Source organism: Robertkochia aurantiaca, assembly GCF_020166495.1.
GTDB lineage: Bacteria > Bacteroidota > Bacteroidia > Flavobacteriales > Flavobacteriaceae > Robertkochia > Robertkochia aurantiaca.
Genome location: NZ_JAINZS010000006.1, coordinates 413,089 through 424,779 on the forward strand (window position 1 = coordinate 413,089; position 11,691 = coordinate 424,779).

General features: G+C 45.5%; 11 protein-coding genes. 4 read left to right on the forward strand and 7 right to left on the reverse strand.

Annotated features, from left to right (window positions below):
• Window positions 1–21: 21 nt before the first annotated feature.
• From K7R10_RS13025 to trmB, 3 genes are read right to left on the reverse strand one after another with little or no spacing between them, the layout of a single operon-like run.
• The gene (locus tag K7R10_RS13025) at window positions 22–357 is read right to left on the reverse strand and encodes an MGMT family protein (protein ID WP_224485159.1); all 336 of its coding nucleotides are present in this window, start codon (window positions 355–357) and stop codon (window positions 22–24) included.
• Window positions 344–979 carry a LysE family transporter gene (locus tag K7R10_RS13030; RefSeq protein ID WP_224485160.1) on the reverse strand — a complete coding sequence of 212 codons (636 nt, stop codon included), beginning with the start codon at window positions 977–979 and terminating at the stop codon, window positions 344–346. The genes K7R10_RS13025 and K7R10_RS13030 overlap by 14 nt, the downstream gene beginning before the upstream one ends.
• The gene (gene trmB / locus K7R10_RS13035) at window positions 979–1,653 is read right to left on the reverse strand and encodes a tRNA (guanosine(46)-N7)-methyltransferase TrmB (protein ID WP_224485161.1); all 675 of its coding nucleotides are present in this window, start codon (window positions 1,651–1,653) and stop codon (window positions 979–981) included. The genes K7R10_RS13030 and trmB overlap by 1 nt, the downstream gene beginning before the upstream one ends.
• Before the next feature lie 70 nt (window positions 1,654–1,723).
• Here trmB and K7R10_RS13040 point away from each other — a divergent pair, with 70 nt between their 5' ends.
• Window positions 1,724–2,785, forward strand: a complete 1,062-nt coding sequence (locus tag K7R10_RS13040; RefSeq protein ID WP_224485162.1) for a glycosyltransferase — start codon at window positions 1,724–1,726, stop codon at window positions 2,783–2,785.
• Here K7R10_RS13040 and K7R10_RS13045 read toward each other — a convergent pair.
• Together K7R10_RS13045 and K7R10_RS13050 are read right to left on the reverse strand one after the other, a co-directional pair.
• Window positions 2,717–3,682, reverse strand: coding sequence for a sensor histidine kinase (locus K7R10_RS13045; protein WP_370631318.1), 966 nt, complete (start codon window positions 3,680–3,682; stop codon window positions 2,717–2,719). The genes K7R10_RS13040 and K7R10_RS13045 overlap by 69 nt on opposite strands.
• A gap of 203 nt (window positions 3,683–3,885) precedes the next feature.
• Entirely contained in the window at window positions 3,886–4,572 is a 687-nt protein-coding gene (locus K7R10_RS13050) for a response regulator transcription factor (RefSeq protein ID WP_224485164.1), read from the reverse strand.
• A gap of 179 nt (window positions 4,573–4,751) precedes the next feature.
• On the opposite strand from K7R10_RS13050, the gene K7R10_RS13055 reads away from it, so the two are divergent.
• The 3 genes from K7R10_RS13055 to K7R10_RS13065 all read left to right on the forward strand — a co-directional run bounded on the left by K7R10_RS13055 (window position 4,752) and on the right by K7R10_RS13065 (window position 10,589).
• On the forward strand, window positions 4,752–7,541 hold the full coding sequence (locus K7R10_RS13055; protein ID WP_224485165.1) for a TonB-dependent receptor: 2,790 nt from the start codon (window positions 4,752–4,754) through the stop codon (window positions 7,539–7,541).
• 30 nt (window positions 7,542–7,571) lie between these two features.
• Complete coding sequence (locus K7R10_RS13060) at window positions 7,572–9,533, forward strand: beta-helix domain-containing protein (protein WP_224485166.1); 1,962 nt, start codon at window positions 7,572–7,574, stop codon at window positions 9,531–9,533.
• Between the two features lie 78 nt (window positions 9,534–9,611).
• On the forward strand, window positions 9,612–10,589 hold the full coding sequence (locus K7R10_RS13065) for a LuxE/PaaK family acyltransferase (protein ID WP_224485279.1): 978 nt from the start codon (window positions 9,612–9,614) through the stop codon (window positions 10,587–10,589).
• A gap of 374 nt (window positions 10,590–10,963) precedes the next feature.
• Here the strand turns inward: K7R10_RS13065 and K7R10_RS13070 are convergent, their stop codons facing one another.
• A complete protein-coding gene (locus K7R10_RS13070; protein ID WP_224485167.1) occupies window positions 10,964–11,320 on the reverse strand; it encodes an endonuclease domain-containing protein in 357 nt (118 codons plus the stop codon).
• Window positions 11,321–11,384: 64 nt separating this feature from the next.
• Window positions 11,385–11,516, reverse strand: coding sequence for a hypothetical protein (locus K7R10_RS15290; RefSeq protein WP_255610516.1), 132 nt, complete (start codon window positions 11,514–11,516; stop codon window positions 11,385–11,387).
• Window positions 11,517–11,691: the final 175 nt, after the last annotated feature.

The window sequence follows — 11,691 nt, forward strand, 5'->3', positions numbered from 1 at the left end:
GGTAATACCGGGCGCGAGCTATCATAATTCCCCGGCCGGGTCCCAGAAGGTTTCCCTGAAATCTGTAATGGTATTGTCTTCAATGCGATGACCTTCGTTTTCCAGCAGCTGTTGCATGAGGTTGGTTCCCGGGAAGTGATGCTTACCGGTAAGAACTCCCTGCCGGTTCACTACCCTGTGGGCAGGAACATCTTCGCGATTGTGAGAGGCATTCATCGCCCAGCCCACCATGCGGGCACTTCTTGCCGCGCCAAGGTAACGGGCTATGGCCCCGTAGGAGGTAACTCTTCCGTAGGGAATTTTTGCAACCACCTCGTAGACCCTCTCAAAGAAGCTATCCTGTTCAGCTTTCGGCATAGAATAATCGTATCAGGGTGATAATGAGCAGTACGCCCATAAGTGCGCTCAGAATATAATCTGAATAGCGTGCAAAACGATCTGTTTTTTCCTGCAGCTTATCAAAATAAAACACATACATATAGAGCATGGCAAAGGTGCCCACCCCGGCTGCCACGATAAAGGTCACTACGTCGGTAACTTCAAATTTGATCCATCCGCTCACATTCCAGGCGGCATTGAGGCCACAGAAGTAAGCGATAGGCAAAACATTCAGGGCGCTGATCAGCATGCCTTTAAAAAAGAGGTTCTTCTTTTTTACCTTAACCCCCCTGACCTTTTTCTTTTTTCCTTTTTTGGCGAGCACCAAAAAATAAACGGCAAAGAAGCTGAATACCAGGATGGCAATCTTCAGCAAGATGTCGATCACATAGGGGTTGTTGTAGAGGTATTTTGAAATAAGTACCCCGATATAGGCCTGTATCACTACGGTAAGCGAAGCCCCGGCAGAAAAAATGATGCCGCTTTGTTTTCCTTTGTTTGTACTGGTCTTTGCTGCGGTAATATTTACCAATCCCGGAAATACAACTCCTACCATGGCGGCTGAGAAAGTAGCAAAGAACAAAATGATGATGTGGGTCATTAGTTTAGTTTAAAACGCACGTAGGTGATGGGTTTCTCCTGCTCAAGATACTGCTTTTCATAGAATGTCTGAATTCCTGTAACTTCTTCAGGGCTTCCTTCATTGCGATAGACATGGTGATTCGCATATTCGATCTCATAGCCCAGACCATGCAGGAGTCCAAGGGTATACCCATGCAGAAATTCGCTGTCGGTCTTCAGGTGAATTCGGCCTTCGGGTTTCAGAACGGCCTTGTATCTTTCCAGAAAAACCTGGTTGGTCAGGCGGTGTTTGGTGCGTTTGTATTTGATCTGCGGGTCGGGAAAGGTGATCCAAATCTCATCTACTTCGTTCTCACCGAATAACAGGTCGATGAGTTCGATCTGTGTTCTCAGAAAACGTACGTTGTCCATATTTTCATCAAGGGCTGTTTTGGCTCCTCTCCAGAACCGGGCGCCTTTGATATCGATCCCGATGTAGTTGTGATGCGGATTTTTACGGGCCAGGTTGACGGTATACTCTCCTTTTCCGCAGCCCAGTTCCAATATAAGCGGGTTGTCGTTTTTGAAAACCTTCTCACGCCACTGCCCCCGTAATTCAAAACGACCTTCGGTAACCGTATCCCTTTCAGGCTGAATCACATTCGAAAAACCTTCATTCTCTTTAAATCGCTTCAGCTTGTTTTTACTGCCCACAACAATTTTTTAAAATTTTGACAAAATTAAGGAAATCTGGTGCACCGGAAAATAAAGTTTCTTTGGACCTATGAAAATGAAGAAACGCATACTGGTTGCTCCTCTTAACTGGGGGTTGGGTCATGCCACCCGTTGCATCCCCGTGATCAAACAGCTCGAAAAGGCCGGATACGAGCCGGTACTTGCATCAGATGGGGCAGCCTTGCAGCTTCTTCGACTGGAATTCCCTCACCTTGATAGCCATGAACTGCCATCGTATCATATTCGATATGCCGAAAAAGCCAGGTACTTCAAGTGGAGAATGATGCTCGATTCTCATAAGATCATGGCAGCTGTTCGTAAGGAAAGAGCGTTAACCGCCAGACTCGTCGGAGAACTGGATCTGAAGGGGATTATATCTGATAACCGTCTGGGTGTCTGTTCGACCCTGGTGCCTTCGGTCATTATCACCCATCAGCTGAATGTGCTTTCAGGTAACACTACATGGATCAGTTCTAAAATGCATCAGCGAATCATCAGGCGTTTCGATCAATGTTGGGTTCCCGATTTTGAGCAGGAGCCGAATCTGAGCGGTCGGTTGGGGCATATGAAGAACGGGGCGGCTAACCTTGTCTATATCGGGCCGCTAAGTCGGCTCAGAAAACGGGAAGTACCTGCCTGTTATGATCTCATGGTCGTCTTGTCGGGTCCGGAACCCCAGCGAAGTATGCTTGAAGACATACTGATGGATAGGCTTCCTGAATTCAAGGGGAAAGTACTGTTCGTAAGAGGACAGATCGGGAAACAGCAGTGCATGTACAAGCAAAACAATATGGTGGTATATAATTATATGAACTCAGGTCAGCTTGAAAAGGCCTTTAATTCAAGTACCCTGATCCTGAGTCGTTCGGGTTACACCACTATTATGGATCTTGCCAAGCTGGGGAAGAAAGCGTTCTTTATACCCACCCCGGGACAGTACGAACAGGAATACCTGGCAGCACTGCTCGATCAGGAAAAAGTGGTTCCCTTTTGCAGGCAGGATGATTTTTCACTGGATAAATTGGAAAGGTCAGTTGATTATTCAGGTTTTACGCACCTGGGGTCCTGTTTTGATCTCAACGGGCTTTTTAGCCTTTTCGAGGGTGAATGAGAATTCTGAGCCTACCCCGTATACGCTTTCGACGTAGATCTTTTCTTTATGAGCTTCAATGATATGTTTAACGATCGAAAGTCCGAGACCCGAACCTCCCTCACGACGGCTTCCGCTTTTATCGACCCGGTAAAAGCGTTCGAACAGCCGGGGAATATTTTGTGACTCGATTCCCTCACCGTTATCGGTCACCCTTACGATTACCTTATTGCGAATCAGGTCTTCGATACTCACCTCGGTGGTGCCTGATTCTTTACCGTATTTTATGGAATTCACGACCAGGTTGGTGACCACCTGCTGAATGCGTTCCTTGTCGGCATATACCAGCACCGGCTCAGGATACTCGATATCGAAGGTCAGGGTGATGTTCTTTTTATTGGCTTTCATTTCCAGCATATCGAATACGCCCTGAACCAACTCTACGATATCGAATTCTTCCCTTTCAAGGTGCAGGTCTCCTGATTCGAGTTTGCTGATCATGTCGAGGTCGCGTACGATGTAGATCAGCCTCTCCACGCCTTTATTTGCGCGGGCCAGGTATTTTTTGCGTACAGATTTGTCTTTCATGGCCCCGTCGAGAAGGGTGAGAATATAGCCCTGTACGGTAAATAAAGGAGTTTTCAGCTCATGGGAAACGTTTCCCAGGAATTCCTTTCGGTAGTTCTCCCGGATCTTTAAAGATTCGATCTCCATTTTTTTGTTCTCTGCGAATTTTTCGATCTCCTGGGTAAGCGTTTTCATGTCGGTGGTGATCGGCTGATCCTGGAAACTGCTCGATTCAAGAAGGGTTACATCATCATATATCTGTTTGACCCGTTTGTAAATAAAGCGCTCCACCCTTATCTGTATTACAAAGAAGCAGACGATAAATAAAATAAGTGCGAATCCTAAAACCAGAGGGAACTTGAATTGACCGAATGCATAAATGAAAACTGCAAACAGCAAGCTGCTGATAAGGGTGATCAGCAGAGAAGACCGTAGGGCAAAGCGGTAGGATTTTTTTAGTTTGGTTTTCAAGAATTTCAAGAAGGCGAAAAATAAGCATACGATCTTACTTCACAGAGGTATGCAGTTATCTCACCAAATTACAGTTTTAATAATTAAAGCACAAACTTGTAGCCCACACCTTTCACGGTTTTGAAGTGGTGATCACCTATCTTTTCGCGCAGTTTCCTGATGTGTACATCTATGGTTCTGCCACCTACAACCACTTCATTCCCCCATACCTTATCGAGTATGTCTTCTCTTTTAAAGACCTTTCCCGGGCGCGATGCAAGCAGTGAAAGCAGTTCAAATTCCTTGCGCGGCAGAACGATGTCTTTACCATTCTGGGTGATCTTATATTCATCACGGTTGATGATGATGTCACCCACTTTGGTCTTGTTGTCTTCGGCCTGGTCTTCTTCCTTCAGTCGGCGCAGCAGGGCCTTTACCTTTGAAGTAAGCACTTTGGGCTTGATCGGTTTGGTGATATAGTCGTCTGCACCCGCCTCGAAACCGGCCACCTGAGAATAATCTTCTCCCCGGGCAGTCAGGAAAGTGATGATGGTCTGGCTTAGTTCAGGAATGGCACGCATTTTCTCACAGGTTTCGATCCCGTCCATTTCGGGCATCATCACATCTAAGATTATAAGGTGCGGTTTTTCCTTTTTTGCTTTTGCGATTGCTTCATGGCCACCTTCGGCAGTTGAAACATTGTATCCTTCCGCAGAAAGATTATAGCTCACGATCTCCAGGATATCCGGCTCATCGTCTACTAAAAGGATCTTGGTTTCCTTCTTTTTCATGAAATAAGTGATTGATTCTTATGGTCAAAAGTAAAGATAAAATTTATTCACCAAAGGGCTTAACATTGATTTAATATGATAACAATAATGTAACCTGTACCCCAGAGAGCTTTAATTTTTAGCTAACGTGCTTCGTCTGATTAGGCCGTTATTTTGCGGCAGAATTTATAAACGTAGACATGAAGAGATTACTGTTGCTGATGTTGACATTTGTTTCAACGTCAATTTTTGCCCAGGAGGGTAGCCCCGGATCAATTATGGGACTTATTACCGATAAGGAAATGAATAACGAACCGCTTCCGTTTGCCAACGTGCAGATACAAGGATCCACTAAAGGAACGACCACTGATATGGACGGCCTTTATGAAATTCCAAATATGGAGCCGGGTACCTATACCGTAGTAGTAAGTTTTGTGGGGTACGAAACCCTTGAAATACCAAATGTAGTGGTTGAAGCAGGAAAGGTTACAGAGATCAATACAGCCTTAGGTGCTGGTAGTGTAAGCCTTGACGAAGTAGTAGTGACCACTACGGTAAGAAGAGATTCAGAAACCGCTCTGTTACTTGATCAGAAAAAAGCGGTAGAGATTAAAGAGAGTATCGGAGCACAACAATTAACAACAATTGGAGTGTCTGATGCTGCCACTGCAACCACCAAAATATCAGGAGTTTCAACCAGTGAAGGCTCAGGTGACGTTTTCGTAAGAGGATTGGGAGATCGTTATTTATCGACCACTCTTAACGGGTTACCTATTCCCTCAGATGATATTGAGCGGAAGAACATCGACCTGGGGTTATTCCCAACCAGTCTGATTCAAAACATTGGAGTAAGCAAGACGTACGGTGTTGAAAACTATGCAGATCAGGCATCTGGTACCATCGATATTTCTTCGAGGGAGCTTGTGGGAGATGAGCAATTTTCTGCAGGAGCTCTTACGGGCATCAATACAAATGTTGCTCAAAATGGGGTTTGGAGTAATTTTAAAGTTTCGCCGAACCAAAACGATGTAACTGCCGGGTATTACAATCCAAGCGGAAATATATTTTCCAACATCACCCAGCAGTCTTGGAATACCCAGACTCAGGAATTCCCTATGAACTATCGTTATCAGATCACTGCCGGGAAGAAGATCGGAGAGAAGCTGAGCGTACTGGCAACCGGTAGGCAATCTATTTCGAATGAATACCGAAAAGGAGTTTTTCGTCAGTTCCGTTCGAATTTCATCGAAGATACCCTGACCGATGTAGAGAACTTCCAACGAAATGTAAATACATCAGGCTTGCTTGATGTGACCTATAAAATGGACTATCGCAACAAGATCAAGTTTAATACCCTTTTGATCAATACGCTGAGCGATCAGATCTTTGAAGGAGGTCGTAACGGAGTGGGGGCGATATTCGAGGAAACCGAACCGGTTGAAGGTCTGGGGCAGTTTATTCGTGACCAGAATACCAAGCAGACAACCCTGTGGATCACCCAGCTATCGGGACAGAACTTCCTTACCGATAAAAACCAGCTTAACTGGGGATTAGGATATAACAATGTTAATGCAGATGAGCCCAACCGAATCAGAAATGAGGTCAACTTCGATGATGATTTCGTGCAACTGGGACGTACCGGAGGTTTTCAACAGAGAAAATCCCTGCAAAAGATCACCGATAATGAGTATAACGGTTTTGTAAAAGACAAGCAGACCTTTATAGATACCGAGAATACCACTCTTGATGTGACTATCGGGGGAAGCTATAGAAACAAGAGCCGTAATTTCATTTCACAGTTTGTCGGAGTAGAAGAAAGAGCCACAAATGCTATCAATCCTCCTTCTATAGATGATCTGAGCAGCATTTTTACCCCGGAAAATTTTGAAAGTGGTTTGCTTACCTACAACTTCCTTTCTCCCGATCGTTACGAAGGAGAGCTTCAGTCATATGCCGGGTTTGCCAATATGAACCTTGCACTTGACAAGTGGAATATCAACCTGGGCGTAAGGTATCAGAACGATGACATCTATGTGCTTTACGATGTGGGTAACATCCCCGGAAGAATCGGTGAGGCTGACAAGGCTTACAGTAACCTGTACCCCAGCCTGAACCTGAAATACAATATCAATGAGAACCAGGCGATTCGTTTTGCGACCAGCCGTACCATTACCCTTCCCGAATTCAAGGAGATAGCTCCCTTTGAATACGTGTCTCAGACAGGGCAGGTGACCAGAGGTAACCCTGATCTGGAAGCTTCAACGAACTATAACTATGATCTGAAATGGGAATTCTTTCCAAGTGCTTCTCAGCTGATCTCTGTTGCGACCTTTTACAAACTGATCGAAGACCCTATTAACAAGGTACAGGATCGTGGGTCGGCAGGCGTGTTCTCTTATTTCAATTCAGGAGATGAGGCTGAGGTTTACGGGATGGAACTTGAAACCCGACTGGACCTGATAAAAAGTGCAGAGGAAGATAAGGGATATGACCTGGCACTTAACCTGAACGCCACCCGTATGTGGCATGAGCAGGATCTTAAAGAGATACGTGACGAGAACGGAAACTTTATAAGAACCTTCCAGTATAACAATAAAACCACTAATGGCCTTCAGGGAGCTTCTGACTGGATCTTGAATTCAAGTCTGATCTTCAATACCAAGGGAGCGAATCCATTTAATGCGTCGCTAACGGCGAATTACGCTTCTGACAGGATCTTTGCCATTGGTGCACCTGAAATACAAACCGCAGGAGATTTGTTCTATAATGATGACATCATTGAAAAAGGTTTTGTCACCCTTGACGCCGTTTTGAGAAAAGACTTTGGTGATCATTGGAGCTTTCAGTTCAGGGGATTGAATCTGTTAAATCCTGAGATAAGAAGAACACAGTTGATAAAACCCAGTACCACAGGTATTGAGCGCGAAGTAGACGTGAGGTCTTATACCCGTGGTGCGATACTGAACCTGGGCGTTAACTATACATTTTAACCCAATAATCTAAATTTTAAATCAGAAATTATGAAAACTAACATGATGAAAATCACAGCCTTTGCCTCTCTGTTCGCAGCAGTCGCCTTTGTTGGCTGTAGCAGTGACGATAGCGGTATCGTTATTCCGCCCGACGGTGGAGGAGGAGAAACTCCCGATGTCGAAACCGAACTGCAGGGAACTATCAGCCAGGATTCCATCCTGGACCCCGCTATAGCATACGAACTGAAAGGAACCCTGCTGGTTGAGGCGGGAGCTACCCTGACCATTCCTGCCGGTACCACCATCACATCAGATGCGGGAACAGAAAACTATATAGCCGTATTAAAAGGAGCTCAGATCGACGTTCAGGGAACCATGTCTGAACCGGTAATCATGACTTCTGTCAACGGGAATGCCGGTGACTGGGGTGGACTACTTCTTTGTGGAGAAGGTATTACCACCGAAGGAGTTGATGCCATTGCTGAAGTAGGCGGACTGGTATACGGTGGAACCAATCCAGCAGATAACTCGGGGAATATCAATTACCTGGTCATCGAAGGTGCCGGAGCACAGATCAACTCTGAGTCGCAGTATAACGGACTATCTCTTTATGCAGTCGGTTCTGGTACTACCATCTCTAACGTGGCGATACTTGACGGTGCTGATGACGGAGTTGAATTCTTCGGAGGTTCGGTTTCAGTAGAGAACCTGTACCTCGAAAATAATGAAGATGATTCAGTAGACTGGACCGAAGGATGGGACGGTGCGATCACAAACACCTACGTATTGCACACTATCACCGGTTTTTCAACTGCCATAGAAGCAGATGGTGAAAACCAGAACCCTACCATCACCAATTTTACTGCTGTTTCAGAAACCGGAGGAACTGCATTACAGTTCAAAAAGGAATCAGGTGCTACCATCACCGGATTGTCACTTACCGGATATGATACTTCTATCGATATGCGTGACAACGGTCCTCTGGCAAACATCCAGATCGACGGCGCCGATGCAAATCCTGAACTGACCTATACCGCTCCTGCGACTGTAGATGTTAGTATGTTTGACTGGGTCTCTAACCGGGGAGAGGTAGCTGAAGATATACTTCAGGGAACCATCACCGGTGATGTTGTACTCGATGCTTCAGTAGCTTACACGCTGAACTCTTCGCTTATCGTTGAGAACGGTGCTTCGCTTACCATTCCTGCGGGAACCAAGATCACTGCCAGAGCCGGTGGAACAGATGTTTACATCGCAGTACTTAAAGGAGGAACCATCGACATTCAGGGAACTGAAGAGAATCCTGTAGTTATGTCTTCAGCCAATGAAATGGCCGGTGACTGGGGTGGACTTACCATCTGCGGAAATGCTTCTACCACTGCCGGTGTTGATGCAGTAGCCGAAGTGGGAGGTTTCATTTACGGAGGAAATGACGATGCTGACAGTTCAGGTAACATCTCTAACCTGGTTGTTATAGGAAGTGGAGCTCAGATCAATGCTGAATCTCAGTATAACGGAATCTCTTTCTATGCTGTAGGTTCAGGAACCACCGTTCAGAACATCGCGGTTATCAACGGAGCCGATGACGGAGTTGAATTCTTCGGAGGTACCGTAAGTGCGGCCAATATTTATCTTCAGGATAACGAAGACGATGCGGTTGACTGGACCGAAGGATGGAACGGAACAATTACCGATACATATGTACTTCACGATATTACAGGTTTCTCTACAGCTGTTGAAGCTGACGGAGTTAACGCCAACCCTAAACTAATCAACTTTACTGCTGTTTCTTCTACCGGAGGAACCGCCCTGCAATTCAAAAAGGAATCAGGAGCTACTTTTACCAATGCTTCTATTTCAGGATATGCAACCTTAGTTGATATGCGAGATGGCGGACCTGTGTCAAACATCTTTGTAGATGGTACGCCTTTAAGCACTGCCACTGATGATGTTTGGAACGGAACGCCGGTTGATATCTCCAGCTGGACGTGGATAGATGCCAGATTGTAATCTGCATTTATAAATTCTGTTAAAGCACCCTTCGGGGTGCTTTTTCATTTTCGTACTTTTGCGTTCTTAATGAAAGGCATGAACGTCAGGGCTGTTTTTGATATTTCCAATAAGGAAGAGTTCCGGGAGAGAGCCCTGGAGGTTTTTAATTATCAGTACGACAATGTGCCCGTCTACAGGGAATTCTGTGAGTTGCTGCAAACCGACAGGAACGCGGTGAAAACGCTTGAAGAGATCCCCTTTCTTCCCATAGCTTTCTTTAAGTCTAAAAAGATCATCACTTCAGACACTTCGGCCATGCAGGTTTTTAGCAGTAGCGGGACTACGGGAACGATCCCCAGCAAACATTATGTGGCTAACCTGGGTGCTTATGAGCAGAGTTTTATGAAAGCTTTTGAGCTGTTTTATGGTGACCCTCAGGATTACAATATCCTGGCCTTATTGCCTTCTTACCTGGAACGGGAAGGCTCCTCTTTGATCTATATGGTGGCTGAACTGATAGAACGATCGAAGAAGAAGATCAGTGGATTTTACCTGAACGAACTGGATGAACTGGCTGCCCTTCTCAGAAAGGTCGACGCTGCCGGAGAGAAAACACTACTTATAGGGGTTTCTTTTGCGCTGCTCGATCTGATCGAATCACATTCATTCGAACTGAAAAACACCCTGGTAATGGAGACCGGCGGAATGAAAGGCAGGCGCAGGGAGATGATTCGGGAAGAGCTGCATGAGGCCTTATGTAATGGTTTCGGTATCGACGCCATTCACTCTGAATACGGAATGACCGAACTGCTTTCTCAGGCCTATTCAAAGGGCAACGGAATCTTTCACGCTCCGCCCTGGATGCAGGTTCTGGTCAGAGACACTGAAGATCCTTTGAGCTATATGGAGAATGGCAGAACGGGAGGAATCAATGTCATCGACCTTGCCAATGTGAATTCCTGCAGTTTTATCGCTACACAAGATCTGGGCAAGCTACATCCCGGTGGCGGTTTCGAAGTGCTGGGTCGCTTTGACAATTCTGATATCAGGGGGTGTAACCTGATGGTACTTTAACATAACCACCCCTGCCAGGCCATGCCTGGCATCCTCTTTCAGCTAGCATGCTGCTATAATTAACCACAACCACCCCTGCCAGACCACGCCTGGCATCCCCTTTCAGCTAGCATGCTGCTATAATTAATCACAACCACCCCTGCCAGGCCACGCCAGGCATCCCCTTTTGGCTAGCATGCTGTTATATTTAATAACAACCACCCCTGCCAGGCTGAGCCTGGCATCCCCTCCTTGTAAAGGAGGGGAATTCAAGTGCATTCATATAGGATGTATTACAAACCGATTAGAGAGTTATATAAGAAAGCCATAAATCTCCCCCTCCTTTGCAAGGAGGGGGGTTGGGGGGAGGTTGATTTAAAGCTTTACATGTTTAATTATAAGTATCCGGCGATTTTTTTTAATACGTTTTCTGTATCATTAAATACTTCATCGTTCCGAAACCTTAGAACTTTGAAACCCATTCTTTGAAGGTGCAGGTCTCTTTTGATGTCTTTTTCTTCGCTTAAGGGATTAAAATGGGGAGCACCATCCAGTTCGATCACTAATTTTGCTGATGGGCAATAAAAGTCTACGATGTAATTACCCAAGCCAGACTGTCTTCGAAATTTTTGGCCTTTCAGTTTACGGTTTTTCAGATGATACCATAAGTATTTTTCAGCGGGTGTAGCTTCAGTTCGAAGTTTTTTTCTAAAGTGGTAGGTGTAAAGGCGGTTGAAAAAGAAGCGTTTCATGCTATCATATTTTGTAGAAAATATACTAAATAATACTGAAGCCTAACTTTTTTTATCTCTTTTGTCAGCGCAACCATCCCCTGGCATTTCCTTCCGGCTGGCATTTCCTTCCGGCTGGCATACTATCATGATTAGTCACAACCACCCCTGCCAGGCTGCGCCTGGCATTTCCTTCCGGTTGGCATACTGCTATCATTAGTCACAACCACCCCTGCCTGGCTACGCCAGGCATCCCCTCCTTGTAAAGGAGGGGAATTCAAGTGCATTCATATAGGATGTATTACAAACCGATTAGAGAGTTATATAAGAAAGCCATAAATCTCCCCCTCCTTTGCAAGGAGGGGGTTGGGGGGAGGTTGTTTACAAAGGTT

Bases quoted from the DNA above. Each gene is read 5' to 3' on its own strand.
- K7R10_RS13025 (WP_224485159.1), bottom strand. From the start codon at position 357: ATGCCGAAAGCTGAACAGGATAGCTTCTTTGAGAGGGTCTACGAGGTG.
- K7R10_RS13030 (WP_224485160.1), bottom strand. From the start codon at position 979: ATGACCCACATCATCATTTTGTTCTTTGCTACTTTCTCAGCCGCCATG.
- K7R10_RS13040 (WP_224485162.1), top strand. From the start codon at position 1,724: ATGAAAATGAAGAAACGCATACTGGTTGCTCCTCTTAACTGGGGGTTG.
- K7R10_RS13050 (WP_224485164.1), bottom strand. From the start codon at position 4,572: ATGAAAAAGAAGGAAACCAAGATCCTTTTAGTAGACGATGAGCCGGAT.
- K7R10_RS13055 (WP_224485165.1), top strand. From the start codon at position 4,752: ATGAAGAGATTACTGTTGCTGATGTTGACATTTGTTTCAACGTCAATT.
- K7R10_RS13060 (WP_224485166.1), top strand. From the start codon at position 7,572: ATGAAAACTAACATGATGAAAATCACAGCCTTTGCCTCTCTGTTCGCA.
- K7R10_RS13065 (WP_224485279.1), top strand. From the start codon at position 9,612: ATGAACGTCAGGGCTGTTTTTGATATTTCCAATAAGGAAGAGTTCCGG.
- K7R10_RS13070 (WP_224485167.1), bottom strand. From the start codon at position 11,320: ATGAAACGCTTCTTTTTCAACCGCCTTTACACCTACCACTTTAGAAAA.
- K7R10_RS15290 (WP_255610516.1), bottom strand. From the start codon at position 11,516: ATGATAGCAGTATGCCAACCGGAAGGAAATGCCAGGCGCAGCCTGGCA.